Raw genomic sequence first — 25,252 nt, forward strand, 5'->3', positions numbered from 1 at the left:
TGCGCGTCACCTTGAGCCTCCAGGCTGATACAAGTCGTCACCTGTGCGGTTGACCCCCTCGGACATCTGCCCGAGCTCGTTCTCCGTCAACCGCCTCCCCCTCAACAACGACGGTCACTCGAAAGAGTTACGGGCCACAGCGCCCGGTTCGGCACTCTAAGTGAGGGGTCGCACACGGAGAAGAGCGACACGAGGTCTTTCACCCCTCAACCGATCACCCGCGCGGCAACCTGCCCCATTTAGCGGGTTTTCTTCCCTTTTGCGGGCGTCTGAGGCTAGATTCGCAATCAGTCATATTTACATCTACTAACACCGTAGATGTACGGTCGGGACTCCGGCCATCGACGAACCACGGACGAGCGACGACGGTCGACGATGCCGTTTCCGAACCAGCAAGGTTTCGAGGGGACACGCAATGGCAGATTTCTCCCGCCTTCCCGGACCCAACGCGGACCTGTGGGACTGGCAGCTGCTGGCCGCCTGCCGCGGGGTCGACAGTTCGCTGTTCTTCCATCCCGAAGGAGAACGTGGAGCAGCCCGGAGTGCCCGTGAGACCTCTGCGAAGGAGGTCTGCATGCGCTGCCCGGTGCGCGCCGAGTGTGCGGCGCACGCGCTCGCGGTACGGGAGCCCTACGGCGTGTGGGGCGGCCTGACCGAGGACGAGCGCGAAGAGCTCATGGGCCGCGCGCGCAACCGCCTGATCTCCGCCCACTCAGGACCGGCGCCGGAGACGGACCGCACCTGACACACATGCGACCCGCCGAACGCAGAAACGTTTCTTCGGCCCTGGCGTGCCCGCTGCCGGGCCTGTCGAACCCGAATGCGGCGGGCTCAGCCGCCTCAGCGGGTCAGCGTGCGGCCGCCAGCAACAACTGGTCCAGGGTCGCCGCCACCGCGGGCACCCGGGCGAGGTCGGGAAGGGTGAGGGCGACGATCTCACGCTCCACGGCCGGCTCCACGGTCACGGTGCGGACCCCCTTGCGCCGTACGGACTCGAGGGCCAGCTCGGGCAGGACGGCGACTCCCAGCCCCGCGCCCACCAGTCCGATCACCGCCGGGTAGTCGTCCGTGGCGAAGTCGATTCGGGGGGTGAAGCCCGAGTCCTCGCAGACCTCCACCAACTGCCGCCTGCAGCGAGGGCAGCCGGCGATCCACGGCTCCTCGGCCAGTTCCCCGATACCCACCGAGCCCGCCCCCGCCAGCCGGTGCCCCTCGGGCACCAGGCCGGTCAGCCGGTCCTTGAGCAGCGGGCGTACGACCAGGTCGTCCCACTCACCCCCGGCCGTCCCGTAGCGGAACGCCAGCGCGATGTCGCAGTCGCCGTCGCGCAGCATCTCCACCGAGCGCGGCGGTTCCGACTCGACGAGCGAGACCCGGGTACCGGGGTGCGCGGCGCGCAGCGCGGCGAGGGCGCCGGGGACCAGGGTGGAGCTGCCGCTCGGGAACGACACGAGCCGGACCCGGCCGGCCCGCAGCCCGGCGATCGCGGCGACCTCCTCCTCCGCGGCCGTCAGGCCCGCGAGGATGCCGGACGCGTGGCGCACCAGCGCCTCACCCGCCTGGGTGAGGCGCATCTCGCGCCCCGTGCGGATCAGCAGCGGAGTCCCCGCGGAGCCCTCCAGCGCCTTCATCTGCTGGCTGACGGCGGGCTGGGTGCAGCCCAGCTCCCGCGCGGCGGCGGAGAACGAACCAGTGGTGGCCACGGCGCGCAGGACACGGAGATGACGGGCTTCGATCACGCTTCAACCATAAGCGGCTCTTGCAGTGCGGGTCGCATATTCAGGAGCGGCTTTGAGGTGAGGGCGGCTAATCTGTCCGGCCATGAAGGTGCTCACCGTGAATCTCGGCCGTCCCACACCCTCCGCTCACTCCGACGCGGCCGAGGGCCTCACCGGGATCGGCAAACAGCCTGCCGCGGGTTCCGTGCGGGTGGCCGATCCCGGCCCCAAGGGCAGCGGCGGCAGCGGCCTGGCCGGTGACGCGGTGTGCGATCTGCGGCATCACGGCGGGACGGACCAGGCCGTGTACGCGTACGCCCGCGAGGAGCTCGACGCCTGGGAGAAGGAGCTCGGCCGCCCCCTGCCCAACGGTGCGTTCGGTGAGAACCTCACGACCCTGGGCCTCACCGTGAGCCGGGCACGGATCGGGGAGCGCTGGCGGATCGGCGACGAGCTGGTCCTGGAGGTGACCTCGGGCCGCATTCCGTGCCGCACGTTCGCGGGCCACCTGGGCGAGCGCGGCTGGGTGAAGCGGTTCACACATGAGGGGGCGACGGGCGCGTATCTCCGGGTGATCGAACCGGGGACGATCCGTTCCGGTGACCCGGTCGAGGTGGTGCACGTGCCCGGCCACGACATCACCGCGGCCCTGGAGTTCCGGGCGACGACCACGGAGCGGGAACTGCTGCCGAGCCTGCTCGTCGCCGGCGACGCGCTGCACACCCAGACGCTGCGCGCGGCGCGGGCGTACGAGGCGGGGAGGAACCCCGTCTCCTAGGGTCCTCGCGGTCCAGCACCCCGGCTGACCAGGGTGGAGGAAGGGAGGCAGGTCCGGCGGCCGCACGCGCGGGCGCTAACGTGCCGCCTATGACGACTGCACTGATTACGGGCGCGACGGCGGGGATCGGCGCCGCCTTCGCACGGCGGCTCGCGAGTGACGGGCACAATCTGGTGCTGGTGGCCCGCGACACGGAGCGGCTGCGGGCCCAGGCCACGGAGCTGCACGACGGACACGGCATCGAGGCCGAGGTGCTGACGGCCGACCTGTCGACGGACGCCGGGATCGAGGCGGTCGCCGCGCGGCTGACGGACCGCGTGAGCCCGGTCGATCTGCTGGTCAACAACGCCGGCTTCGGCAACAAGGGGCGCTACCTGGACGTACCGGTGGCCGATGAACTGACGATGCTGAAGGTCCACTGCGAGGCGGTCCTGCGGCTGACCTCGGCAGCCGCCGGCTCGATGCGGGAGCGCGGTCGCGGCGGGGTGGTCAACGTGGCGTCCGTCGCCGCCTTCCTGCCCCGGGGGACGTACGGGGCGTCGAAGGCATGGGTCGTCCAGTTCACCCAGGGCGCGGCGAAGGACCTCGCGGGTACGGGGGTGCGGCTGATGGCGCTGTGCCCGGGCTTCGTGCGGACCGAGTTCCACGAGCGGGCCGGAATGGGGACGGGCAACATCCCCGACTGGATGTGGCTCGACGCGGACAAGCTGGTGGCCGCGGCTCTGGAGGACCTGGCCCGGGGCAGGTCCGTGTCGATCCCGGACCCGCGCTACAAGGCACTGATGGGCCTGGTGAAGCTGACACCCCGCAGCCTCCTGGGCGGAGTCACCTCACGCGCGGGCCGGACGTACGGCCCGAAGTGAGCGCGTCCGGGTCTCCGGAACGCACCGAGGCCCGGTGCCCCCGCGACGGGGGTACCGGGCCTCGGCGGCGTACGGAGCGTACTAGTGCGAGTGGCCGTGGCCGCCGTGACCGGCGTCGGCCTCTTCCTCGGCCGGCTTCTCGACGACCAGGGTCTCGGTCGTGAGCAGCAGCGACGCGATGGACGCGGCGTTCTCCAGGGCGGAGCGGGTGACCTTGACCGGGTCGATGACGCCGGCCTTCACCAGGTCGCCGTACTCACCGGTCGCGGCGTTGAAGCCCTGACCCTTGTCGAGCTCGGAGACCTTCGAGGTGATGACGTAGCCCTCGAGGCCCGCGTTCTCCGCGATCCAGCGGAGCGGCTCGACGGCGGCGCGGCGCACGACCGCGACACCCGTGGCCTCGTCGCCGGTCTTGCCGAGGTTGCCCTCGAGGACCTTGACGGCGTGGACCAGAGCGGAGCCACCACCGGAGACGATGCCCTCCTCGACCGCGGCGCGGGTCGCGGAGATGGCGTCCTCCAGACGGTGCTTCTTCTCCTTGAGCTCCACCTCGGTGGCGGCACCGACACGGATCACGCACACGCCGCCGGCCAGCTTCGCGAGGCGCTCCTGGAGCTTCTCACGGTCCCAGTCGGAGTCCGTGGACTCGATCTCGGCCTTGATCTGGTTGACGCGTCCCTTGACGTCGGCGGAGTCGCCGCCGCCGTCGACGATGGTCGTGTCGTCCTTCGAGACGGTGACGCGGCGGGCGGTGCCCAGCACGTCCAGACCGGCCTGGTCGAGCTTGAGGCCGACCTCCTCGGCGATGACGGTCGCACCGGTGAGGGTGGCGATGTCGCCGAGCATGGCCTTGCGGCGGTCACCGAAGCCGGGGGCCTTCACCGCGACGGCGTTGAAGGTGCCACGGATCTTGTTGACGACGAGGGTGGAGAGCGCCTCGCCCTCGACGTCCTCGGCGATGATCAGCAGCGGCTTGGAGGCACCCGCCTGGATGACCTTCTCCAGGAGCGGGAGCAGCTCCTGGATGGAGCCGATCTTGCCCTGGTGGATCAGGATGTACGGGTCGTCGAGGACGGCCTCCATACGCTCCTGGTCGGTCACCATGTACGGCGACAGGTAACCCTTGTCGAAGGCCATGCCCTCGGTGAACTCGAGGTCCAGACCGAAGGTGTTGGACTCCTCGACGGTGATGACACCGTCCTTGCCGACCTTGTCCATCGCGTCCGCGATGAGCTCGCCGACCTGCGGGTCCTGCGCGGAGAGCGCGGCCACGGCGGCGATGTCGGCCTTGTCGTCGATCGGGCGGGCGGTCGCGAGGAGGTCCTCGGACACGGCCTTGACGGCGGCGTCGATGCCCTTCTTCAGGGCGGCCGGGGACGCGCCCGCGGCGACGTTGCGCAGACCTTCGCGGACGAGGGCCTGGGCGAGCACGGTGGCGGTGGTGGTGCCGTCACCCGCTACGTCGTTGGTCTTGGTCGCCACCTCCTTCACCAGCTGGGCACCGAGGTTCTCGTACGGGTCGTCGAGCTCGACCTCGCGCGCGATGGTGACACCGTCGTTGGTGATGGTGGGAGCGCCGAACTTCTTGTCGATGACGACGTTGCGGCCCTTCGGGCCGATCGTCACCTTCACCGTGTCGGCAAGCTTGTTGACGCCGCGCTCAAGGGCGCGACGGGCGTCCTCGTCGAACTTCAGAATCTTCGCCATGGGCTGTTTTCTTCCCTCTCAAAACGAACTGCGCCCCTCGCCACCCGGCTAGTTTTTCGCAGGGGGCCAGGGGCGCAGAACAGAAGCAAACGTTAGGTGAACTACTTCTCGACGATCGCGAGCACGTCGCGGGCCGAGAGGACGAGGTACTCCTCGCCGTTGTACTTCACCTCGGTGCCGCCGTACTTGCTGTACAGAACGACGTCGCCGGTCTTGACGTCGAGCGGAAGGCGCTCGCCGTTCTCGAAGCGGCCCGGGCCCACGGCCAGGACGACGCCCTCCTGGGGCTTCTCCTTGGCGGTGTCCGGAATGACCAGGCCGGAAGCCGTGGTCTGCTCGGCGTCGAGCGGCTGGACCACAATGCGGTCCTCGAGCGGCTTGATCGCAACCTTGGAGCTGGTGGTCGACACGATCCGGTCTCCCCCTTCGGAGATCTCACGGGGTTTAACAGTCTGTGGGGTGGCGACCAGACCGATCCGTCGTCGCGGGTGCCGGACCTGCCCTGTCGCACGGTTGTGCTGGCACTCTCCATCGGTGAGTGCCAGCACAGAGACTATGACCGGGATTAGCACTCGGTCAAGCGGAGTGCCAATTCACCACCCTCGCGTGGCGTCGCGTGGACCGCGCACGCCCGGACAACGCGGGAGACCGGCGCGGTGTTCCGGTGGCGGAGGAACCGCACGGGACCCCGCCTTCCGCCCCGCCCCGTCAGACGTAGTCCTCCAGCCTGGCCACGGCGTACCCCTTGTCCGTGACCGTCTTCATGACGCGGCGGATCATGTCGGCCATCGATCCCTCCCAGTCCTCGTCGCCCCGGAAGTGGGTGAGGATGATGTCGCCCGGGTGCAGGTCCCGGTCCCACTCGCGCCACTCCATGTGGTCGGGGAACGCCTCGGCGGCCCACAGGGGCACGGCCTTGATGCCGCAGGACTCGGCGACGCGGAGGGTGTCTGCGTTGTAGTTGCCGTACGGCGGCCGGAAGAGGGTCGGCCGCTTCCCGAAGTACTTCTCGAGCTTGTCCTGCTCGCCGCAGATCTCCCGCCGCTGGTCCGCCTTCGAGAGTCCCGGGAGGTAACGGTGGTTGAGCGTGTGGTTGTTGAGCGTCACGCCCCTGGCCTGCATGTCCTTGAAGTAGCCGTAGTCGTCGCTCACCACGTAGTCGCTGAGGAAGGCGCTGTACGGGATCTTCAGCTCCGTCATCATCCGCAGCAGTTCGGGGTCCTTCTTTGCCCCGTCGTCCATCGTCAGGAAGACGACCCGTTCCTTGGTGGGCACGGTGGTGAAGACCGGCGGCAGCGTCTCCCCGCCCTCCACCTCGAACCCGGCACGGGTGGTGATGCGCGGCTTCACCACGGGCGGTGCGGGGGCGACGAGCGGGAGTTTCGCCAGACCCCACTTCTTCGCCACCGCGACGCGGGCGGCCTGTTCACGCTTCAGCCGCGCGGCCTGCGCCGCGGCCGCGGCGGGCGCTTGTGGAGCGGCCGCCCCCGGCTGCCCCTCGACCGGCTTCCGCCGGCCTCCCGCCCCCTCGTCCGTACCGTCGGCGCATCCGGAGGCGACGGCGCCCAGCAACAGTGCGGCCAGGACCGCACACGCCGTTCTGCGACACTTCATGACGGATTTTTCTTTTTGTCGTACTAGCTGCATGGCGCCGCATCCTGCCACCGGGCCACCGGCCTCCCCCGGCGACACATCCGGCGGACCCGCCGCATCCCCCGGCTGGCTCACAATGGATCCGTGAACGCCCTTCCCCCCGCCGGCCAGGCCGGCCCCGCCGACCCGCTCGCCGCCTTCGCCGCCCTGCGCACCCCCGAGGGCACCGCGCTCCTGGACGAACTGCGCGACCACGACCCCGCACGGGAACTGGCGACCGCGACCCGGCTGCGCCGCACGCACCCCGCGGCCCTCGTGTCGGCGGCGCTGGGCCAGGCGCGGCTGCGGCAGCGCGCCGTGGCGAAGTTCGGGGCCGCGGACGCGTACCGCATGTTCTTCACACCCGACGGAGTGGAGCAGGCGACCCGCACCTCGGTCGCCACCTACCGCGCCGGGCGGTTCGCGGCGCTCGGAGTGGGGAGCGTGGCGGACCTGTGCTGCGGGATCGGCGGTGACGCGATCACCCTGGCCCGGGCGGGCGTCCCGGTCCTGGCGGTGGACCGCGATCCGCTCACCGCCCAGGTCGCCCGCGCCAACGCCGAGGCACTCGGCCTCCAGGACCTCGTCGAGGTGCGGTGCGCCGACGTCACCGAGATCGACACCTCCCCGTACGACGCCGTCTTCGTCGACCCGGCGCGGCGCGGCGGGCGGGGCAGGATCTTCGACCCCGAGGCCTACTCACCTCCGCTCTCCTGGGCGACCGGGGCGGCGCTGAAGGCTCCTCGCGCCGCGCTGAAGATCGCCCCCGGTGTCCCCCACGAGGCGATCGGTCCGCAGGCGGAGGCCGAGTGGATCTCGGACGGCGGAGACGTGAAGGAAGCGGTGCTGTGGTTCGGCGAGGGCTTCGCCCCCGGCACCTTCCGGGCCACGCTGCTCCCGTCCGGGACGACCCTCGCCTCGGACGGCCCGCTCCCCGCCCCACCGGTCGGCCCCGTCGGCCGGTACCTCCACGAGCCGGACGGCGCCGTGATCCGCGCCCACCTGGTCGCCGAGATCGTGGAGCGCTGCGAGGGCAGGCTGATCGACGAGACGATCGCGTACGTCACGAGCGACGCGCCGTACGAGTCCGAGGCCACGGCCTCCTACGAGATCACCGACCAGCTGCCCTTCAACATGAAGAAGCTGAAAGCTCTCCTGAGGGAGCGTCAGGTCGGTGTCCTGACCGTCAAGAAGCGTGGCTCGCCGGTCGAACCGGAGGAGTTGCGGCGGAAGATGAAGCTCCAGGGACCGCACGCGGCCACCGTGTTCATGACCCGGGTGGCCGGGGCCCCGACGATGCTCATCGGGCAGCCGGTGAAGGGGACTTGATCAGCCCTCCACCCCGGCCGGCCGGTCCGCCGGAACACCTACGAGCGCCCTGAGCACCCAGCGGCGGTGGGCGAACGCCTTGACGAGGCCGGTCAGTCCGGCCAGCCAGGCGAGGAACCCGAGCCCCATCAGCCAGACCACCAGGCCGTACGTCTCCTGGCCCGCCCTCGCGGCCCCCGGGACGGCCACGCAGCCGAAGAGACCCGCCGCGCAGAGTACGAACGACGTCAGGAGCCAGGCGATGCTCGCCCGCGGCCTGCGCAGGGGCAGGTCCCCCACCGGGTCGCGGTCCAGTCCGCCCCACTCCACGAGGAGTGCGTGCACCCGCAGGTCCCTGGCCACGCCGACGGCCAGGAGCACGGCCGATGGGACGAGGACGGCGGCGCCCGCGGCAAGGCAGACGACTCCCGGGACGACGCCGAGGGCGTCGTTCGCGTCCTCGAACATGAGCAGCGCCGATCCGACCAGCGACCAGCCGAGTGCGGCGATCCCCGCCCACATCAGCAGCACTCCGAGCCGCGCGGGCCCGATGAACATCCGCACCAGCTCGCCGAGCACCACCGCCCGGTCCCCCAGCAGTGCGTCGCGGTCGGGCCACGTGCGTATCTCCGCCGGCGGAGGGGGTGGGGGAAGGGGTGAACGGCTAGGCATGTCGCAGACATTACCGAGCGCGCACGCCACCCTCCGGCCGTGGGACGGTCCGGGGCATCAGGTCAGCGGGTACGAGGTCCGGCCGGACGCCTCATCGATCTCGTCGTGTGCCTTGGTGAGCAGTTTCATCGCCAGTTCGTTGAGCGCACGGGCGCCGGCGATCTCCTCGCCGACCCTGGGCTGCTCCGCGTCGGAGGGGTGGCGGCTGGCGTACCCGTGGGCCCGCACCTCGGTCCCGTCACTCAGCCGCACCATCGCGGCCGCGCGGGTCCGGTGGGTGTCCTCCTCGAACTCCAGCTCGATGTGCCATCCGACCGTGGTCTCCATCATGTCGGTCACCTCCCGGGACTCGTGCTTCCAGGGTGCGCCCGTTGCCCCGCCCGCGCACGGCGTGCGGGGCACGCCTCAGGCGTTCTGCAGGGCCTGCACGTCCAGCTTCCGCATGCCCATCATCGCCTTCATCACCCGGTCCGCCCGGGCCCGGTCGGGGCCGCCGAGCAGCTCGGGAAGGGCGCGCGGGACGATCTGCCACGACAGGCCGTACCTGTCCTTCAGCCACCCGCACATGCTTTCCTCACCCTCCTCGGTGAACTTCGCCCACAGCCTGTCGACCTCCTCCTGGTCCGCACAGTCCACGCTGAGCGAGACGGCCTCGCTGAAGTGGAAGTGCGGGCCGCCGTTGAGGCCGAGGTACTCCTGGCCCGCGAGCACGAAGTCCACCGTCAGGACCGAGCCCGTCTCCCCCGGGGACGCATCGGAATTGCGGGTGACGTCGACGATGCGGGAGTCCCCTCCGAAGACCGAGACGTAGAACTCCGCGGCCTCCTGGGCCTGGTCGTCGAACCACAGGCAGGGCTTGATCTTCTGCATGGTCTCTCTCCTCGCGCCGGGGAACGTCGTCGTTCCGCTGTGCAAGGTAGACCGGCCGCGCGCGGGGAACTCATCGGAACACGCGCCGCGCGACGCCCTTCAGCCGACCGCCGGACCGAGGGACTCGAAGCGCCACCGGTGCACCGGGCGGGTGATCAGCCCGGCGTCCGGCTCCGGGAGCTCCGGCAGCCCGGACAGCTCGTCGTGTTCCGCGTCCCACCAGGTCAGCACGAGGACCCGGTCCTGCGGGGCGCGCAGCAGCTCGCTGCGCAGCGGCTCCCGGGCCAGCTCGGCAGCCCGGGCGCGGGCCCACTCCAACAGCTCCGCGCCGCGGCCCTCGGCGGCACGTGCCTCCCACATCAGGGCGACGGTCATGAGTAGAGGTTGTCCTTGCTGATCTCGTGCACGTGGTCGTGGCCGTGGCTGTGGGCCCCCGGCACGTGGGTCTCCGTGACCGGCAGCGAGGAGTCCGCCGAGAGGCCCAGGTCCGACACCGGACGGTTGCGCGCCACCATCTCCGCGCCGAGCGCGGCGACCATCGCCCCGTTGTCCGTGCAGAGCCCCGGCCTCGGGACCCGCAGCCGGATCCCGGCCTTCTCGCACCGCTCCTGGGCGAGCGCCCTCAGCCGCGAGTTGGCCGCGACGCCGCCACCGATCATCAGGTGGTCGACGCCCTCGTCCTTGCAGGCCCGGACGGCCTTGCGGGTGAGGACGTCCACCACGGCCTCCTGGAAGGACGCCGCCACGTCGCGTACGGGGACGTCCTCGCCCGCCGCACGCTTCGCCTCGATCCAGCGTGCCACGGACGTCTTGAGCCCGGAGAAGGAGAAGTCGTACGCGGGATCGCGGGAGCCGCTCAGCCCACGCGGGAAGGCGATCGCCTTCGGGTCGCCCTCCCTGGCCAGCCGGTCGATGACCGGGCCGCCGGGGAACCCCAGGTCCAGCACCCGGGCGATCTTGTCGAAGGCCTCGCCCGCCGCGTCGTCGATGGTCGCGCCCAGCGGCCGTACGTCGTTCGTGATGTCCGGGGCCAGCAGCAGCGAGGAGTGCCCGCCGCTGACCAGCAGTGCCATCGTCGGCTCGGGCAGCGGACCGTGCTCCAGCTGGTCGACGCAGATGTGCGAGGCCAGGTGGTTCACCCCGTACAGCGGCTTGTTCAGCGCGTACGCGTAGGCCTTGGCGGCCGATACGCCGACGAGCAGTGCCCCGGCGAGCCCGGGGCCGGCCGTGACCGCGATGCCGTCGAGGTCCCGGGCGCTGATCCCGGCGTCCTTCAGGGCGCGCTCGATGGTGGGGACCATCGACTCCAGGTGGGCGCGGGAGGCGATCTCCGGGACGACACCGCCGAAGCGGGCGTGGGTGTCGACGCTGGACGCGACGGCGTCGGCCAGGAGCGTAGTCCCGCGCACGATGCCGACGCCGGTCTCGTCGCAGGAGGTCTCGATACCGAGTACGAGCGGTTCGTCAGCCATCAGTCTGTCTCTGTTCCTTGTACGGTCAGGCGCATGACGAGTGCGTCGATGTTGCCCGGCTGGTAGTAGCCGCGGCGGAAGCCGATCGGCTCGAAACCGAAGCGTTCGTAGAGCTTCTGCGCGCGGATGTTGTCGACACGGACCTCCAGGAGCACGGCGGTGCACTCGAAGGCGGTGGCGTGCCGCAGCAGGTCGGTGAGGAGTTCCGACCCGAGGCCGCCGCCCCACTGGCCGCGGCTGACCGCGATCGTCTGGACGTCGGCGAGGTCTCCGGCCGAGGCGAGGCCCGCGTAGCCGACGATCCGCCCGTCGGCGGGGTCCTCGGCGACGACGTAGCGGTGGGTGGCCCGGGGTCCGCGGGCCCTGGCCAGCTCGGACCAGAACATCCCGGCCGACCACGCGTCGTCCGGGAACAGCTCGTGTTCCAGTTCCAGGACGGGGGCGATGTCCCACCACCGCATCTCGCGGAGCACAGCGGTCGCGGTGGTCACTTGGGGGTGACCACCTTGTAGTTCTTCGGGACCTGGGCGTCGGGCCTGCGCAGGTACAGCGGCTGCGGCGGGAGCAGCCCGGCTCCGGCGGTCAGGCGTTCGGCCGCGAGGGCGGCGAGCGCGCCGGCGGAGACGTGCTCCGGACCGCGGGCGTCCGGGAAGGCCTCGGGATAGAGCAGGGCGCCCGCGCCGGCGACGGGCAGTCCGGCGAGCCGGTCCGCGACGTCGGCGGGCCGGTCGACGGAGGGGCCACTGTCCCGGGTGCGGAAGTCCTCGTACCGCGCCCAGTAGACCTCCTTGCGGCGCGCGTCGGTCGCGACGGCGAACGGGCCCTCGAGACCCTCCAGGCCCGCGGCGTACGCGAGCGCGTCGAGCGTGCACACCCCGTGCACCGGCACGGAGAGGGCGGAACCGAAGGTCGCGGCGGTGACGAGGCCGACGCGGAGCCCGGTGTACGGGCCGGGGCCGACCCCGACGGCCACGTCGGTCACGGCGTCGAGCTTCACACCCGCCTCGGCGAGGATCCGGTGGACGGCGGGCAGCAGCAGCTCCCCGTGCCTCCGGGCGTCGACCTGTCCGGTCTCGGCGACGACGGAGGCCCCGTCGTGAAGGGCGACGGTGACGGCGGGCGTGGCGGTATCCATGGCGAGCAGCAGCACACAAACAGCCTACGGCTCCGCAGACTCGGCCACGGCGGCCCGTTCGGCGTCCCGGGCTCCCCTGCAGCTGCTGGTACCGTCGCCGGGTATACGCGTGTACGACGTAAATGCTTGTACGACATGCGACAGAAGCATGTGAAAGGGGACCTCACGGTGGCACGGGGCAGCTCGGGAATCGTGGCCGGGCTCACTGCCGCGGCGGTGGCCGCGGTCTGTTTCCTCGCCTACCAGGCGTCGGCGAACGCACCGGACTCGGTCGCCGCGCCGTCGGCGCAGACCTCCGGGCCGACCGCCGCCCCCTCCGCGAAGCCGAAGCCCACGAAGGAACCGCTCGCGGTCCCCGGGGACTCCGACGCGGGCGCCCGCGTCGTGTACGCGCTGAAGGACCGCCGGGTGTGGATCGTGGACGACGCGGAGAAGGCGCTCCGGACCTTCAGGGTCATGCCGAGCACCGTGAGCCCCCTGCCGGGCGTGTACCGGGTGACCTCGCGCTCCGGCAGCATCAAGGGCTCGGACGGCGTCCTGATCGAGCACGTGGTGCGTTTCGCGAGCGTCGACGACGTGGTGGTGGGCTTCAGCGCCGCTCAGGACGACTCGATGGCCAGCCCCGATCCCACGGCCAAGACCGGCGGGGTGCGGATGAAGCGGGCCGACGGCGACGCGTTGTGGACCTTCGCCACGGTCGGCGCCAAGGTCGTCGTCGTCGCGTAGGGCTGTTCGCCCTGACCGGGGACGGCGCACCGGCCCCCGCCGACCCGACGGTCAGGCCGCGTCGCGCCCCTCGGCGGGCCCCACGTCGTCGACGTCGTCCCGGTCGGCCTCACGTTCGCCCGTGTGCTCACCGCGAGGCGGTGTCGACACCGCCGTCGCGGCCGCACAGGAGGCCAGCAGGTCCTTCATCGACACGGCGGAGGCCGACGGTGGCTCCGCCTGCGACTGCGGGTGCACTTCACGCTCGGGTACCGGCATGGATGCCTCCTCGGGCTTCGGCGAGAGACGTGGTTAGGTAGACCTAACCAATCTCTGCGTCCCATGTGACCACGGCGGGGCTCCCCGGCGCAACATTTTGCCGACGTCCTGTCGGAAAGTGCCGGAACGCAGTCGGAGAGCACCGGAGGACGATCGAGGAGCCGTCGGGGGCCGGGTGCGCGGAGGCCACCTCACCAGGCCGGCCCGAGCCCGCTGTCAGAGCGCGGCCAGCTCCGCGCCCAGTCCCGCCCAGCGGGCGCCGATCCCCACCAGGGTGACCGTGCGGCGCTCGTCGTCCGTGTCGCCGACCGCGCGGTCGATCACGACCCGCAGGCGGTCCGCCGACAGGTCCTCGACCTTGCCGTCGCCCCACTCCACGACGATCACCGACTCCGGCAACGACACGTCGAGGTCGAGGTCCTCCATCTCGTCGAGACCGCCGCCCAGGCGGTACGCGTCGACGTGGACCAGAGAGGGGCCCTCGCCCAGCGGCGGATGGACGCGGGCGATCACGAAGGTCGGCGACGTGACGGCACCGCGGACCCCGAGGCCCTCCCCCAGGCCCCGGGTCAGGGTCGTCTTGCCCGCGCCGAGCTCGCCGGTGAGCATCACCAGGTCGCCGGGGGCCAGCACACCGGCGATCCGGCGGCCGAGCTCCTTCATCTCTTCGGGGGACTCGACGGCGACGTCCAGGGTGACGGTGCCGGGTGCGTCGCCCGGTGCGACCGTGTCGGCCACCGGGCCGTTGTGCGCTGATTCCATGTCGACCAACGGTAGAGGATCAGCGCGTCCCGGCCGGAACGGCGCCGATCCGCACGAGCAGGTCGGCGAGCCGGTCGGTGACCGTCTCCGGGTGCTCCAGCATCACCAGATGACCGCCGTCCGGCACGATGACCAGCTCCGCGTCCGGCAGCTGGTCCGCGATGGCCTCGCTGTGCGAACTGGGCGTCACCAGGTCCTTGTCACCGGCGAGGATCAGCACCGGCAGCCCCAGGAAGGCGGGCAGGGCCCCGCTCTTGTCGTGCTCGGTGAAAGCGGGGTAGAACTCGGCGACCACGTCGATGGGGGTCGACTCGATGAGCCGCTCCGCGAACCGCGCGACCGCCGGGTCCACGTCCCGCGATCCGAACGAGTAGCGCTTGATCAGCCCCGCGAACAGGTCGGCGGTCGCCCGCCGCCCGCGCTCCACCAGCTCCGTCTGCGAACCGAGCGCCCTCAGCACCCCGGGCAGCACCCGGCGCACGGCGTTCACGCCCGCCACCGGCAGCCCGAAGTTCACCTCGCCGAGCTTGCCGCTGGACGTCCCGACGAACGCGACCGCGGCCACCCGGTCACGGACCAGCTCCGGATACCGGTCGGCGAGCGCCATCATCGTCATACCGCCCATGGAGTGTCCGACCAGCACCAGCGGGCCCTCGGGCGCGGCCGCGTCGAGGACCGCCTTGAGATCGCGGCCGAGCTGGTCGATGCCGACCGGGACGCCCTCTGCCTGCGCCCTGCCCCGCTGGGAGCGGCCGTGGCTGCGCTGGTCCCAGTGGACCGTGCGGACCAGGCCGCGCAGAGCCGCTCGCTGGAAGTGCCAGGAGTCCTGGCCGAGGCAGTAGCCATGGCTGAAGACGACGGTCAGGGGCGCGGGGTCCTTGCTGCCGAAGAGCCTGCGCCTGCGCGGTCCGGAGCCCGCGGGGCTTCCCGACCCGGAGCGCGCGCCCGCACGACCCGTACCGCCGTCCGGTTCGATCTCGTCGACCTCGTAGTACAGCTCGGTGCCGTCGTCCGCCACCGCGCGGCCGGGCTGTCCGCGGAGCGAGCCGTACGGGCCGGAGGCGTCCAGCGCGAGGCGGGCCTTCTTACGCATGCCCCGGCCCACGGTGAGCCGCTCGACGGCGACGCCCGCGGCCGCGCCCGCGGCGATGACGCCTATCGCCGCCCCGGCGACGCCCGCCCGGCGCCAGCCGGCCGCCGCGACGGCCGCCGTCGCCATCACGTCCTCCGCGCTGGTCTCGCTCACCGTGCTGTGCCCCTTCGTCGTCGTTGTCGTGGTCGCCCCGCCCGGAGCGTGCTCAGCCCCGGCCGGAGTCCTCGTGGAGATGGACGCGGGGAACGCGCGCACCGATGCGCGTGACGATCTCGTACCCGATCGTGTCCGCCGCCACCGCCCAGTCCTCCACACTCGGCTCGCCCCGGTCGCCCGGTCCGAAGAGCACCGCTTCCGCGCCGGCTTCCAGCACGTCGCCGTCGAGATCGACCACGAACTGGTCCATCGCGACCCGGCCCGCGATCCTGCGGACGGCGCCTCCGACGAGGACGGGGCCCCTGCCCGAGGCATGGCGCGGGATGCCGTCCGCGTAGCCGACCGGCACCAGGGCGAGCGTGGTCTCGGAGGACGTCGTGTAGTGGTGCCCGTAGCTGATCCCGTGGCCCGGGGGCACCTGCTTGACCAGCGCGACGGACGCGGCGAGCGTCATCACGGGCCGCAGCCCGAAGTCGGCCGGGGTGCCCAGCTCGGGGCTGGGCGAGATGCCGTACATCGCGATGCCCGTGCGCACGAGGTCGAAGTGGGACTCGGGCACCGTGAGCGTCGCCGGGGAGTTGGCGATGTGCCGGACCTCGGGCCGGACGCCCTCCTTCTCCGCGTACGCCACCATGTCGCGGAAGACGTCCAGCTGCGCGGCGATCGACGGGTGCCCGGGTTCGTCGGCGCAGGCGAAGTGGGACCACAGCCCGGTGACGCGCAGGATGCCGGCCTCCTCGGCGGCGCGGGCGGCCGTGACGAGCGCGGGCCAGTCCGCGGGCTGGCAGCCGTTACGCCCGAGACCCGTGTCGGCCTTGAGCTGGACCCGGGCCGGAACCCCCGCCTCCGTGGCGGCGGCGACGAGCTCGTCGAGCGCCCACATGCCGCTCACCGAGACGTCGATGTCCGCCTCGACCGCCTCGCGCCAGGGGCCGCCTGGCGTCCACAGCCAGCACATCACCCGGCCGCCGAGTCCGGCCTCGCGGAGCGCGAGCGCCTCCTGCGGAGTCGCGGTGCCCAGCCACTCCGCGCCGGCCTCCCGCGCCGCCCTGGCGCAGGGCACCGCTCCGTGCCCGTACGCGTCGGACTTCACCACGGCCATGAGCTGCGCCCCGGACGCCCGCGCGCGAAGGGCGCGCACGTTGGCACGCAGCGCGGCGAGGTCGATCTCGGCACGGGCTCTCAGGGTCGCTGTCTCGTTCATCGCGCCCAGTGTCTCAGAGCCGTACGTCTGTGCCCTCGATCTCTGTGCCCGGTGAGGCGGTCACCGGTGGTCGAGGGCGTGCTCCAGATGCTCGACGAGGACCGGGACATGGCTGGCCGGGACGTCCTTCACGGCGGTGAGGAGGGTGACGGGGCCGCCCTGCCGCAGCAGGGCGAGCAGCCCCTCGACGGCCTCGGTGTGCGCGGGGTCGCCGAGCTCGGTGCGGTAGCGCTCCACGAAGGTGTCGTACCGACGGTCGGAACGGTCCTCGTGGTACCAGGTGCGCAGTTCCTTCGAAGGTGTCGCGTCCTTGGCCCACAGGTCGACCGCCGCGTGCTCCTTGGAGATCCCGCGCGGCCAGAGCCGGTCGACGAGAACCCGGGTGCCGTCGTCGTCCTCCGGCGGGTCGTACACCCTGCGTACGCGTATGCCGCTGCCGCTGCCCACGACCGATCACCGTCCGTTCCGTCGTTCCGGCCTCCGCCTCCGCCTCCAGCGTGGATCAGGCCCGTACGTCCCGCCAGGCAGCCGGTACGGCGTCCGCGACGTCCTGCGCGGCGACCGGGGCCCCGTCCGAGGCCCGGCGTGCCGCGAGCCCGTGCAGATAGGCGCCCACCGAGGCGGCGTCGAGCGGTGCCAGACCCGCGGCCAGCAGCGAACCCGTCAGCCCGGACAGCACGTCCCCGCTCCCCGCCGTGGCCAGCCAGGACGTGCCGGTCGGGTTGACCCGCACGGGCGTGTCCCCGGGTCCCGCGACGAGGGTCGTGGAGCCCTTCAGCAGCACCGTGGCGCGGTAGCGCGCGGCGAGCTCCCGCACGGCGGCGAGCCGCCCGGCCTCGACCTCCGCGCGCTCCACCCCGAGCAGCGCGGCGGCCTCACCGGCGTGCGGGGTGAGGACGGTGGCGGCGGTCCGCGCGCGTACGTCGCCGGCGTCCATCAGCCGCAGCCCGTCCGCGTCGACCAGCACGGGGACGTCTGCGGCCAGTACATCGGCGACCGCCGACGCCGACGCCGAGGAGTCGCCGAGCCCCGGCCCGGCGACCCAGGCCTGCACCCGGCCGGCCTTTGACGGCGGGCCGGGGTGCACCAGTGTCTCCGGGAATCGCGCGATCACCGCGTCGGCCCCGGGGCCCGCGTAGCGCACGGCTCCCGCGCCGCCGCGCAGCGCCCCGGCGACCGCGAGGACGGCCGCGCCCGGGTACCGCTCCGAGCCGGCGGCCACTCCGACGACCCCACGCCGGTACTTGTCGCTCTCCGCGCCGGGCACCGGCAGCAGAGCGGCCACGTCGGCGTACTGCAGCGCCTCCACATCCGGCCGCGCGGGCAGTTCGGTCACCAGGCCGATGTCGACGAGCCGGAGCGCGCCCGCGTGTCCGGCGGCCGGGTCGATGAGCAGCCCCGGCTTGTACGTACCGAAGGTGACCGTCGCGTCCGCCCGCACGGCCGCGCCGAGCACCTGACCGGTGTCCGCCTCGACCCCGCTCGGCAGGTCCACCGCGAGCACGGGCGCGTGACCTCCGGTGACCGCCCGTACGAGTTCCGCCGCCTCTGGCCGCAGGCCACCGCGGCCCCCGATACCGGTGATCCCGTCGACGACGAGGTCGACGGGGCCGAAGGCGCCGAGGTCCGGGCCGTCGAGGACCTGCCCGCCCGCCGCCAGCAGAGCGGCCAGCGCGGCCCGGTGGACCTTGTCCGGTGTGGTCAGGAGCGCCCGTACGCCGGCCCCGCGCCGGGCCAGCCGGGCGCCCGCGTACAGAGTGTCGCCGCCGTTGTCGCCGCTGCCGACGAGGAGGAGCACCCGGGACCCGTACACCCGCCCGTTGCGCCGGAGCAGGTCGCCGCACGCCACCGCGAGTCCGGCGGCGGCGCGCGCCATCAGCGCCCCCTCCGGCAGCCGTGCCATCAGCGCCTGTTCGGCGGCCCGTACGGTCTCGACGCTGTAGGCATGTCGCATACCCTCAACCCTCCGCGATGACCACGGCCGACGCCACCCCCGCATCGTGGCTCAGCGATACGTGCCAGCTGCGGACGCCCAGTTCGGCCGCCCGCGCAGCGACGGTGCCCCGCACCTCCAGCCGGGGCCGGCCGCTCTCCTCCACACACACCTCGGCGTCGGTCCAGAGCAGCCCGCCCGGGGCCCCGAGCGCCTTGGCCAGGGCCTCCTTCGCGGCGAACCTGGCCGCCAGCGAGGCGATCCCCCGCCGGCCCCCGCCGGGGAGCAGCAGCTCCCGCTCCAGGAACAGCCGATCGGCCAGCTGGGGCGTGCGCTCCAGCGCGGCGCCGAAGCGTTCGATCTCCGCCACATCGATCCCGACCCCAATGATCACGCGCTCACTCAACTCACTCGACTGTCACGGACTTCGCCAGGTTGCGCGGCTGGTCCACCTCGTTGCCCCGGGCGGTCGCCAGCTCGCAGGCGAACACCTGCAACGGCACCGTGGCGACCAGCGGCTGAAGCAGCGTAGGCGTAACCGGGATCCTGATGAGGTGATCGGCGTACGGGACGACCTCCTCGTCGCCCTCCTCGGCGATGACGACGGTACGGGCGCCACGGGCCCTGATCTCCTGGATGTTCGACACGATCTTGTCGTGGAGCACCGAACGGCCGCGCGGGGAGGGCACGATCACGACGACCGGCAGGCCCTCCTCGATCAGCGCGATCGGCCCGTGCTTGAGCTCTCCGGCGGCGAAGCCCTCCGCGTGCATGTACGCGAGTTCCTTGAGCTTCAGGGCGCCTTCCATGGCCACCGGGTAGCCCACGTGCCGGCCCACGAAGAGCACGGTGTCGTGGCCGGACAGGGAGCGGGCCAGTTCACGGACCGGCTCCATGGTTCCCAGGACGCGGTCCACCGCGCCGGACATCTCGGAGAGCTGGCGCACGACGGTGCGGATCTCGTCGCCCCACTTGGTGCCGCGCACCTGCCCCAGATACAGCGCGACGAGGTAGCAGGCGACGAGCTGGGTCAGGAACGCCTTGGTGGAGGCGACGGCGACCTCGGGCCCGGCGTGCGTGTAGAGGACGGCGTCCGACTCCCTCGGGATCGTCGAGCCGTTCGTGTTGCAGATGGCGAGCACCTTCGCCCCCTGCTCACGGGCGTGCCGGACCGCCATGAGCGTGTCCATCGTCTCGCCCGACTGCGAGATGGCGACGACGAGGGTGCGCTGGTCCAGGATCGGGTCGCGGTAACGGAACTCGCTGGCGAGCTCCGTCTCGCAGGGCAGTCTGGTCCAGTGCTCGATGGCGTACTTGGCGATCATCCCGGCGTGGAAGGCGGTCCCGCAGGCGACGACGACGACCTTGTCGACCTCCCGGAGCACACCCTGCGCAATGCGCACCTCGTCGAGGCGGAGCGTGCCCGAGCCGTCGACGCGCCCGAGCAGCGTGTCGGCGACGGCCTTGGGCTGGTCGGCGATCTCCTTGAGCATGAAGGAGGCGTAGCCGCCCTTCTCCGCGGCCGATGCGTCCCAGTCCACGTGGTACTCGCGTACGTCGGCGGGCCGCCCGTCGAAGCCGGTGACCGACACCCCGTCGCGGCGCAGCTCGACCACCTGGTCCTGCCCGAGCTCGATCGCGTCCCGCGTGTGCGCGATGAAGGCGGCCACGTCGGAGGCCAGGAACATCTCCCCGTCCCCCACGCCCACCACCAGCGGCGAGTTCCGCCGGGCACCCACCACGACGTCGGGCGCGTCCGCGTGCACGGCGACCAGCGTGAACGCGCCCTCCAGCTGCCGGCACACCTGCCGCATGGCCTCCGCCGGGTCACCAGCCGAGGAGTACGCCTCGGCGAGCAGATGGGCGACCACCTCGGTGTCGGTCTCGGAGGCCAGGTCATGGCCTCGTCCTGCCAACTCCTCGCGCAGCGCCGCGAAGTTCTCGATGATCCCGTTGTGCACGACGGCGACCCGGCCCGCGTTGTCGAGATGCGGGTGGGCGTTGGCGTCGGTGGGCCCGCCGTGCGTCGCCCAACGGGTGTGCCCGAGCCCGGTGTTCCCGGCCGGCAGCGGCCGGTCCTTGAGCTCCTTCTCCAGATTGAGCAGCTTGCCCGCCTTCTTCGCGGAGGCAAGGCCACCGTCCGCGAGGACGGCGACCCCGGCGGAGTCGTACCCCCGGTACTCCAGCCGCTTCAGCCCTGCGACAACGACATCCTGCGCCGACTGCGCCCCGACGTAACCCACGATTCCGCACATATCGGCACCATAAGGCCGCAGGGTGGTGAGGGACACCAGTGGTACGCCACGCGCGAACGATGTCTGCACACGACCTCCTGGTGCAGGAGGGCCTGAGCCGCACACGAGCCCGCGCCGATGCACTGAGCCGTTTCCAACCTGCCGTGTGGTTGGGCCGGTGACCCCGGTAGCGGTAGCGGCCAGGAAGCTCTTGGTGGACGGGTTCACAACCAAGATCACCAGCCCGCCAGGAGCTTTCGCGTGCTTGTCTACCCGCCCGGCTCGACTTGCCCAGCCGCACCGTGCAACACCTCTCCGGTCTTCTCGCAGCTCACCGCCGCCGGATCGGCTCACGGTGGCGTCGCCTGTTCTACGGCCGGCAAGCCATGCTCGTCCTGACCCAATGCGCTGCGGCGAGACCTACGCCCGCCTTGCCGCGGGCGTCCGCATCGGGATCGCCACGGCCTGCCTCTGCATACGCGAGGCCGTCGACCTTCTGGACGTCCTCGCGCCCACGCTGGAACAGGCCATGACGACCGTCCGGAAGAAGGCATATGTGATCCTTGACAGCACCGTGCTGCCGATCGGCCGCATAGCCGCAGACCGGCCGTACCACTCCGGGAAGAAAAAGCACCACGGGATGAACGTGCAAGTCCTCACCGATCTCGCCGGACGCCCGATCTGGGCCTCGGACGCACTGCCGGAGCCACAGACAACCTGAGCGCGGCGCGGGCCCACGGCATTCCCGCCGCCCTCGCCGAAGACGACATCAGTGCTGGTCCGACAAGTGATGATGGGTGATGGTGCCACCGACAGATCCGCCCCTTGGGCCGACTGGCCGGAATCTCGTGTCCCTGCCCTGATCCGTCGATCGGTCGGTGACGCCATCGTGACTTCATAGGTGCTTGCGCGGGAAGACCCGTCACTGTCGTGTCCGCCTGGCCCGACTGGTACGTGTTGCCCTGTCATACGAGCATCAAGGCGTATCAGGGCGCCGACCCCGCGATCCGTGTCCCAATCCGTGGCAGGCACCTGCGCGGCTGGCGCCGACGTCACAACCGGGACCACGCCAAGATCCACAACCTCGGCGAACGCGTCATGGCGATTCTCAAGTCCTGGGCGATCCTCAAGCCCTGGCGTCTCCTGCGGAAGCTCCGCTGCAGCACAGCCTCGTCGCCCTCGAACATGCCACCCGAGCAAGATTAGAAAAAAGCATACGGGGAGCCCCAGTCGAGCGGCCGCACGACTGGGTGACGTCGCACAGCACGCCCCCATCCGCACATCACTCGAAGTCAGGCAGCCCGGCTGGGAATTTCTGCCGCTCCTGACATTCTTCAGCCCTGTAGGTATGCCTCAGGATTTGATACGCGAAATCAGCCACGTACTGCTGCAGCTCGACCCCCGACACCCGTGTATCACCAATGGTCCTCGCGTCAGCAATCAACGCGTACGACTCCAGAGGCTTCTGCCTGTCCTGCTCCGGCCGAGTGCAAGGAACGTAGACGGAAACACCCTCAGAGGTCACCATGGCAACAATTCTCTTTACCTCCACCTCGCGAGATTTCCCATCACCGGGGGAGTGTCCGGCACGCCACTTGGCGAGCGAGACGTCATTGACTCGGACCTCGCCCGAAAGAATGGAATCTTCCCCGTGAGTCTTAACGCTGCAGAAGAAGACCGTTCCACGAGAACTGGAGTAGGCGGCGCCTCTTTTCCCTCGCTGGGCAGCCGTCATTGTATTCGGCAACACCTTTTCCGCAATAACCCGGTCTGCCGCACCCGAGCATACTCTTTCCGGGAGACGCTCGACCCCCTTGGTAAAGAACTGAGTGTAGCCGAACACCCCTAGACCCACTACAGCGAGGACGACGAGGGCCTGCTTCGTCATCTTTTTCTCAGTCGGCTTCACAGCTACACCTCGGGGTCTCTGGTCGCTCTTTTTCCGCACAATTCCGCGACGCCGTACACCTCAACTGCGTCACGAACTCGGCCGAGCATGATTATCTTCCAGGTTTGAGTCACTATCCGCCCAGCCTTGGTTCAAATTCCTGCGAATAATATCGCTGGTGGCATCTACGGGCAGGTCCGCGTCATGCCTTTCGATGGCATCCTTAGCAGCCTCCTCGGTCTGCACTCTGGCCGAAGAGAGATCACTGTCGAGACCTCGCCCTGTGGTATAGAGGGCGTTGTCCAGCGCACCGTCCATCTCACGTCCGCTCATGAGGCGGTCCACGGCCAGGCCTGCGATCCCACCGAAGAATCCTCCCGCTACGGCTCCCGCCATGCCGCCCTCCCTCCCCTCGGGCACGAGGGCCACCGCTCCCACCCCGATGCCTGCCGACAGCACCGCCTTGAAAATATCGCCCTGAGTCTTGACAGCTTCATTCTCGCTCTTCTGGGCTTCGAGATCGGCCGAGATACCAGCATCGGCCACCGAGTGACCCACGATCCCTTCGATGAGCCCAGCGTTATAAGCCACAGACTCGATCGCCTGGTTAGTTGAGCCGTCAAAAAGAGAGGGAGTCGAGATATGCGCCTCCAGGAGGCTGCTCGTGTAGATACTCTCACCAATACGGAGAGCGACCCTCCCGTTGTCGTCCCGGGCCACCTCGTACAAGAATCTCCTGACATCCGTCGGAGACGTTAGACCGTTTCCATCCGCACTATTTGTGAGGAAGATGGATTCCGCCCCCTCGCCAGCCAACGACCGGCTGATCTCAGGCATATACGCAGAGGCCATGTGCCCAAAACTCGCACCAATTGCTTTGTCCACCAGGTCGGACCCGCCGCCAGGCTGTGCGACGGCATGCATGACGTTACGCATTATCTCTACCTGCACCTTGCTGTGCGGGGCGGGTTCAGTCGGCGCATCACCGAACGACACGCCGGTAACAGCAGCTTCGAGGGCACGCCCCACGGACTCCCCCCTCTCCGTGTACCTGGTGCTCTGCAGCACATGGTCGAGGGTCGACTTGTCGTCGAAGGTGTTCGTTGCCGCCTCGGCATTGTGGGAGAGGGCGTCCATGAAGCCGATCAGAGGATCGCGCCCATTCCCCTTCCCGAATACCAGGTCCGCCGACTGGTCCGGGGACGTCCATACATCCTTGGTGTTCATTCCGGGACCACCCACCGGAGCCATATCCGACTTGAGGATCTTCTTCCCGTACTCGTCAAGAAATTCACTGTCGTACTTTCCATGACCCATCAGGCTGCTGATGACCTGGAAACCGATGGCTCCCACCGGGCCCTTGAGAGGATTGGCCGGGTCGGCCCGGAAATTGGTGTTCCCCTCGTTGATGAGGTCTTGCTTCCAATCCTTCATAGGAGCGGAATCGGAGTAGGTAGCTGACGCAAGGGTCAGGCTCAGGTTCTTCTGCAGTTCCTGAAGCCGGTCCAGTTCAGAGCCCTTCACTCCCGCATACCGATCCGTGACCTCCGCCCAGAACTGCAGCGTCTCCTTCGGCTCGGCCGCGAGGGCAAACTGCTCCGAAAAGAGAGGGTCCTGGCCGTACTTCTTGAGGCCGGCGTTCAGCTTTGCCAGGTCAGCAGCCGTACGGTCCTCGGGGTCTTTCTTCACGATCTTGGCCATGTCGTCCGCTGCCTTCAAGGCATCGGCTGCGGCGTCACGGTCCTTGTAGGAGGAGCCTCCGGAGAAGCCGTACTCGGCGTGATTCGCGAGCGCCTTCAGCACCTCGCTGGCAGTGCTGTCACTCTCGGTGGCCTTGGTGAGGATGTTTTCGAGCTCCCCCCGAAGCAGCGTCATCGCCTCCTTACTACCGGCGGGCTCCGGGTGGACGTTCACGTAGACGGTGAAGCCTCCGCCCTTCGCGCCGACGACGGAAAGGTGCTTGTCCCAGCCCCGGTCGATCGCCCGGTTGAGCTCGTCGCGGTAGCCCACGAGCTCACCTCTGGTATCGCGAAGGATGTTGCGGATGCTGGTGGCCTGCTTGACTGCGTCGGCGAATTCGCCTGCCGTCCTGTTGATGAACTCCCTCGAAACGGAAGCGTTCACGCCGGCCCAATTGGCCCTGTTCGCCTTCGCCCGCAGATCGTCCCGCGCCCTCTTCTCCATCTCCGTAAGGTGCCGGATCACTCCGGTCCAGTCCTCCACGGCAGTGCCGAGCGCGGCGAAATTTCCGTGCCGAAGTGCCTCGATGTCCATCAGGACTTGACCCCTTCATCGAATCCCTTGTCCAGCGTGGCGATGCTGCTGACCGTGGACGCGATGAAGTGCTCATCGCCTCGATGCGCCTTCTTGGTGAAGTCCATATGGTTCGATATATGGGCACAGGCGTCGACGAGCGATTGCAGCTGCTTTTCCCATTTCTTCTGCACCACGTCCAAACCGCTGCCGAGCTCGAACTCCTGCGTGGTCAGATCTTTGGCTGCGACCTGACTGCTCGACCAGGCATCCCGCCCGTGCCGCCCCAGATCCTCGAACAGCTTGAAGGCACTGTCCCCGATCGCGGCCAAGTCCTGCTGGTCGACTGCCAGGTCACCCTGCTGCCCTCCGCCGCCCCCGCCCTGGCTCGGCACTTGGTTGAGCTGCATGTGGGCAGCTCGTCCCTGAGCTGCCGTCTTCAGCTGCTCCCACTCGTCCCAGGCCATGCCTGATCACTTCCCCCCGTCAGCACCAGTGCAGAACACACCTACAGGAGAAACTAGCAAACAGAATCTCTGTATAGCCGCGATTTTGAGGCAATCTCATGGCCTCACGGCAGCTGTCGTACC

28 protein-coding genes and 1 pseudogene are annotated in these 25,252 nt (G+C 70.1%); 7 read left to right on the forward strand and 22 right to left on the reverse strand.

Annotated elements, in window-relative coordinates:
• Positions 1–415: 415 nt before the first annotated feature.
• Positions 416–745 carry a WhiB family transcriptional regulator gene (locus ABZ441_RS15700; RefSeq protein WP_358973387.1) on the forward strand — a complete coding sequence of 110 codons (330 nt, stop codon included), beginning with the start codon at positions 416–418 and terminating at the stop codon, positions 743–745.
• 103 nt (positions 746–848) lie between these two features.
• On the opposite strand, the gene ABZ441_RS15705 is transcribed toward ABZ441_RS15700, so the two are convergent.
• Positions 849–1,739: a LysR family transcriptional regulator gene (locus tag ABZ441_RS15705; protein ID WP_358973390.1), complete on the reverse strand. Its 891-nt coding sequence runs from the start codon at positions 1,737–1,739 to the stop codon at positions 849–851.
• 82 nt (positions 1,740–1,821) lie between these two features.
• On the opposite strand from ABZ441_RS15705, the gene ABZ441_RS15710 reads away from it, so the two are divergent.
• A complete protein-coding gene (locus tag ABZ441_RS15710) occupies positions 1,822–2,496 on the forward strand; it encodes an MOSC domain-containing protein (RefSeq protein WP_358973393.1) in 675 nt (224 codons plus the stop codon).
• A gap of 89 nt (positions 2,497–2,585) precedes the next feature.
• Positions 2,586–3,359: an SDR family oxidoreductase gene (locus ABZ441_RS15715; protein WP_358973396.1), complete on the forward strand. Its 774-nt coding sequence runs from the start codon at positions 2,586–2,588 to the stop codon at positions 3,357–3,359.
• Between the two features lie 81 nt (positions 3,360–3,440).
• Here ABZ441_RS15715 and groL read toward each other — a convergent pair whose 3' ends face one another.
• From groL to ABZ441_RS15730, 3 genes are all read right to left on the reverse strand, one after another.
• Positions 3,441–5,066, reverse strand: coding sequence for a chaperonin GroEL (groL, locus tag ABZ441_RS15720; RefSeq protein ID WP_358973399.1), 1,626 nt, complete (start codon positions 5,064–5,066; stop codon positions 3,441–3,443).
• 101 nt (positions 5,067–5,167) lie between these two features.
• Positions 5,168–5,476, reverse strand: a complete 309-nt coding sequence (gene groES / locus ABZ441_RS15725; RefSeq protein WP_003966899.1) for a co-chaperone GroES — start codon at positions 5,474–5,476, stop codon at positions 5,168–5,170.
• 298 nt (positions 5,477–5,774) lie between these two features.
• Positions 5,775–6,680: a polysaccharide deacetylase family protein gene (locus ABZ441_RS15730; protein ID WP_358973402.1), complete on the reverse strand. Its 906-nt coding sequence runs from the start codon at positions 6,678–6,680 to the stop codon at positions 5,775–5,777.
• Positions 6,681–6,803: 123 nt separating this feature from the next.
• Here ABZ441_RS15730 and ABZ441_RS15735 point away from each other — a divergent pair, with 123 nt between their 5' ends.
• Complete coding sequence (locus ABZ441_RS15735) at positions 6,804–8,027, forward strand: methyltransferase domain-containing protein (RefSeq protein WP_358973405.1); 1,224 nt, start codon at positions 6,804–6,806, stop codon at positions 8,025–8,027.
• On the opposite strand, the gene ABZ441_RS15740 is transcribed toward ABZ441_RS15735, so the two are convergent.
• From ABZ441_RS15740 to tsaB, 7 genes are all read right to left on the reverse strand, one after another.
• Entirely contained in the window at positions 8,028–8,678 is a 651-nt protein-coding gene (locus tag ABZ441_RS15740; RefSeq protein WP_358973408.1) for a hypothetical protein, read from the reverse strand.
• A 57-nt stretch (positions 8,679–8,735) separates the two neighbouring features.
• The gene (locus ABZ441_RS15745; protein WP_104791830.1) at positions 8,736–9,008 is read right to left on the reverse strand and encodes a DUF1876 domain-containing protein; all 273 of its coding nucleotides are present in this window, start codon (positions 9,006–9,008) and stop codon (positions 8,736–8,738) included.
• Positions 9,009–9,083: 75 nt separating this feature from the next.
• The gene (locus ABZ441_RS15750; protein WP_358973413.1) at positions 9,084–9,548 is read right to left on the reverse strand and encodes a VOC family protein; all 465 of its coding nucleotides are present in this window, start codon (positions 9,546–9,548) and stop codon (positions 9,084–9,086) included.
• A 99-nt stretch (positions 9,549–9,647) separates the two neighbouring features.
• Complete coding sequence (locus tag ABZ441_RS15755; protein WP_358973415.1) at positions 9,648–9,923, reverse strand: hypothetical protein; 276 nt, start codon at positions 9,921–9,923, stop codon at positions 9,648–9,650.
• Positions 9,920–11,020, reverse strand: a complete 1,101-nt coding sequence (gene tsaD, locus ABZ441_RS15760) for a tRNA (adenosine(37)-N6)-threonylcarbamoyltransferase complex transferase subunit TsaD (protein WP_358973418.1) — start codon at positions 11,018–11,020, stop codon at positions 9,920–9,922. Before tsaD ends, ABZ441_RS15755 begins: the two co-directional genes overlap by 4 nt.
• Complete coding sequence (rimI, locus tag ABZ441_RS15765; protein ID WP_358973421.1) at positions 11,020–11,511, reverse strand: ribosomal protein S18-alanine N-acetyltransferase; 492 nt, start codon at positions 11,509–11,511, stop codon at positions 11,020–11,022. Before rimI ends, tsaD begins: the two co-directional genes overlap by 1 nt.
• Positions 11,508–12,155: a tRNA (adenosine(37)-N6)-threonylcarbamoyltransferase complex dimerization subunit type 1 TsaB gene (gene tsaB, locus ABZ441_RS15770; RefSeq protein WP_358973604.1), complete on the reverse strand. Its 648-nt coding sequence runs from the start codon at positions 12,153–12,155 to the stop codon at positions 11,508–11,510. The genes rimI and tsaB overlap by 4 nt, the downstream gene beginning before the upstream one ends.
• A gap of 135 nt (positions 12,156–12,290) precedes the next feature.
• Between tsaB and ABZ441_RS15775 the strand changes: the two genes are divergently transcribed.
• Positions 12,291–12,881, forward strand: coding sequence for a hypothetical protein (locus ABZ441_RS15775; protein ID WP_358973425.1), 591 nt, complete (start codon positions 12,291–12,293; stop codon positions 12,879–12,881).
• A 51-nt stretch (positions 12,882–12,932) separates the two neighbouring features.
• On the opposite strand, the gene ABZ441_RS15780 is transcribed toward ABZ441_RS15775, so the two are convergent.
• The 8 genes from ABZ441_RS15780 to glmS all read right to left on the reverse strand — a co-directional run bounded on the left by ABZ441_RS15780 (position 12,933) and on the right by glmS (position 20,542).
• Positions 12,933–13,139 carry a hypothetical protein gene (locus ABZ441_RS15780; RefSeq protein WP_358973428.1) on the reverse strand — a complete coding sequence of 69 codons (207 nt, stop codon included), beginning with the start codon at positions 13,137–13,139 and terminating at the stop codon, positions 12,933–12,935.
• A gap of 216 nt (positions 13,140–13,355) precedes the next feature.
• On the reverse strand, positions 13,356–13,901 hold the full coding sequence (gene tsaE, locus ABZ441_RS15785) for a tRNA (adenosine(37)-N6)-threonylcarbamoyltransferase complex ATPase subunit type 1 TsaE (RefSeq protein ID WP_358973431.1): 546 nt from the start codon (positions 13,899–13,901) through the stop codon (positions 13,356–13,358).
• A 19-nt stretch (positions 13,902–13,920) separates the two neighbouring features.
• Positions 13,921–15,147: an alpha/beta hydrolase gene (locus ABZ441_RS15790; protein ID WP_358973434.1), complete on the reverse strand. Its 1,227-nt coding sequence runs from the start codon at positions 15,145–15,147 to the stop codon at positions 13,921–13,923.
• 52 nt (positions 15,148–15,199) lie between these two features.
• A complete protein-coding gene (alr, locus tag ABZ441_RS15795) occupies positions 15,200–16,354 on the reverse strand; it encodes an alanine racemase (RefSeq protein ID WP_358973437.1) in 1,155 nt (384 codons plus the stop codon).
• 60 nt (positions 16,355–16,414) lie between these two features.
• A complete protein-coding gene (locus ABZ441_RS15800) occupies positions 16,415–16,801 on the reverse strand; it encodes a DUF488 family protein (RefSeq protein ID WP_358973440.1) in 387 nt (128 codons plus the stop codon).
• Between the two features lie 55 nt (positions 16,802–16,856).
• On the reverse strand, positions 16,857–18,308 hold the full coding sequence (locus tag ABZ441_RS15805) for an NAD(P)H-hydrate dehydratase (RefSeq protein ID WP_358973443.1): 1,452 nt from the start codon (positions 18,306–18,308) through the stop codon (positions 16,857–16,859).
• A 4-nt stretch (positions 18,309–18,312) separates the two neighbouring features.
• Positions 18,313–18,681 (reverse strand): holo-ACP synthase, encoded by a 369-nt coding sequence (locus tag ABZ441_RS15810; RefSeq protein WP_358973446.1) that lies wholly within the window; start codon positions 18,679–18,681, stop codon positions 18,313–18,315.
• A gap of 13 nt (positions 18,682–18,694) precedes the next feature.
• A complete protein-coding gene (glmS, locus tag ABZ441_RS15815; RefSeq protein ID WP_358973448.1) occupies positions 18,695–20,542 on the reverse strand; it encodes a glutamine--fructose-6-phosphate transaminase (isomerizing) in 1,848 nt (615 codons plus the stop codon).
• 382 nt (positions 20,543–20,924) lie between these two features.
• On the opposite strand from glmS, the gene ABZ441_RS15820 reads away from it, so the two are divergent.
• Together ABZ441_RS15820 and ABZ441_RS15825 are read left to right on the forward strand one after the other, a co-directional pair.
• Entirely contained in the window at positions 20,925–21,242 is a 318-nt protein-coding gene (locus tag ABZ441_RS15820; RefSeq protein ID WP_358973450.1) for a hypothetical protein, read from the forward strand.
• 257 nt (positions 21,243–21,499) lie between these two features.
• Positions 21,500–21,727, forward strand: a pseudogene (locus tag ABZ441_RS15825) (hypothetical protein); the annotation flags it as partial.
• 76 nt (positions 21,728–21,803) lie between these two features.
• On the opposite strand, the gene ABZ441_RS15830 reads toward ABZ441_RS15825, so the two are convergent.
• The 3 genes from ABZ441_RS15830 to ABZ441_RS15840 form a co-directional block, all read right to left on the reverse strand.
• Positions 21,804–22,430: a hypothetical protein gene (locus ABZ441_RS15830; protein WP_358973453.1), complete on the reverse strand. Its 627-nt coding sequence runs from the start codon at positions 22,428–22,430 to the stop codon at positions 21,804–21,806.
• Positions 22,431–22,499: 69 nt separating this feature from the next.
• The gene (locus tag ABZ441_RS15835; protein WP_358973456.1) at positions 22,500–24,683 is read right to left on the reverse strand and encodes a hypothetical protein; all 2,184 of its coding nucleotides are present in this window, start codon (positions 24,681–24,683) and stop codon (positions 22,500–22,502) included.
• Positions 24,683–25,129, reverse strand: a complete 447-nt coding sequence (locus ABZ441_RS15840; protein ID WP_358973459.1) for a hypothetical protein — start codon at positions 25,127–25,129, stop codon at positions 24,683–24,685. The genes ABZ441_RS15835 and ABZ441_RS15840 overlap by 1 nt, the downstream gene beginning before the upstream one ends.
• Positions 25,130–25,252 lie beyond the last annotated feature (123 nt).

Source organism: Streptomyces sp. NPDC005752 (assembly GCF_040630715.1).
GTDB lineage: Bacteria > Actinomycetota > Actinomycetes > Streptomycetales > Streptomycetaceae > Streptomyces.

Coding starts and splice junctions, on each gene's coding strand:
- ABZ441_RS15700 (WP_358973387.1), top strand. CDS start 416: ATGGCAGATTTCTCCCGCCTTCCCGGACCCAACGCGGACCTGTGGGAC.
- ABZ441_RS15710 (WP_358973393.1), top strand. CDS start 1,822: ATGAAGGTGCTCACCGTGAATCTCGGCCGTCCCACACCCTCCGCTCAC.
- ABZ441_RS15715 (WP_358973396.1), top strand. CDS start 2,586: ATGACGACTGCACTGATTACGGGCGCGACGGCGGGGATCGGCGCCGCC.
- groL (WP_358973399.1), bottom strand. CDS start 5,066: ATGGCGAAGATTCTGAAGTTCGACGAGGACGCCCGTCGCGCCCTTGAG.
- ABZ441_RS15730 (WP_358973402.1), bottom strand. CDS start 6,680: ATGAAGTGTCGCAGAACGGCGTGTGCGGTCCTGGCCGCACTGTTGCTG.
- ABZ441_RS15740 (WP_358973408.1), bottom strand. CDS start 8,678: ATGCCTAGCCGTTCACCCCTTCCCCCACCCCCTCCGCCGGCGGAGATA.
- ABZ441_RS15745 (WP_104791830.1), bottom strand. CDS start 9,008: ATGATGGAGACCACGGTCGGATGGCACATCGAGCTGGAGTTCGAGGAG.
- ABZ441_RS15750 (WP_358973413.1), bottom strand. CDS start 9,548: ATGCAGAAGATCAAGCCCTGCCTGTGGTTCGACGACCAGGCCCAGGAG.
- ABZ441_RS15755 (WP_358973415.1), bottom strand. CDS start 9,923: ATGACCGTCGCCCTGATGTGGGAGGCACGTGCCGCCGAGGGCCGCGGC.
- tsaD (WP_358973418.1), bottom strand. CDS start 11,020: ATGGCTGACGAACCGCTCGTACTCGGTATCGAGACCTCCTGCGACGAG.
- tsaB (WP_358973604.1), bottom strand. CDS start 12,155: ATGGATACCGCCACGCCCGCCGTCACCGTCGCCCTTCACGACGGGGCC.
- ABZ441_RS15775 (WP_358973425.1), top strand. CDS start 12,291: ATGCGACAGAAGCATGTGAAAGGGGACCTCACGGTGGCACGGGGCAGC.
- ABZ441_RS15780 (WP_358973428.1), bottom strand. CDS start 13,139: ATGCCGGTACCCGAGCGTGAAGTGCACCCGCAGTCGCAGGCGGAGCCA.
- tsaE (WP_358973431.1), bottom strand. CDS start 13,901: ATGGAATCAGCGCACAACGGCCCGGTGGCCGACACGGTCGCACCGGGC.
- alr (WP_358973437.1), bottom strand. CDS start 16,354: ATGAACGAGACAGCGACCCTGAGAGCCCGTGCCGAGATCGACCTCGCC.
- ABZ441_RS15805 (WP_358973443.1), bottom strand. CDS start 18,308: ATGCGACATGCCTACAGCGTCGAGACCGTACGGGCCGCCGAACAGGCG.
- glmS (WP_358973448.1), bottom strand. CDS start 20,542: ATGTGCGGAATCGTGGGTTACGTCGGGGCGCAGTCGGCGCAGGATGTC.
- ABZ441_RS15820 (WP_358973450.1), top strand. CDS start 20,925: ATGCGCTGCGGCGAGACCTACGCCCGCCTTGCCGCGGGCGTCCGCATC.
- ABZ441_RS15835 (WP_358973456.1), bottom strand. CDS start 24,683: ATGGACATCGAGGCACTTCGGCACGGAAATTTCGCCGCGCTCGGCACT.
- ABZ441_RS15840 (WP_358973459.1), bottom strand. CDS start 25,129: ATGGCCTGGGACGAGTGGGAGCAGCTGAAGACGGCAGCTCAGGGACGA.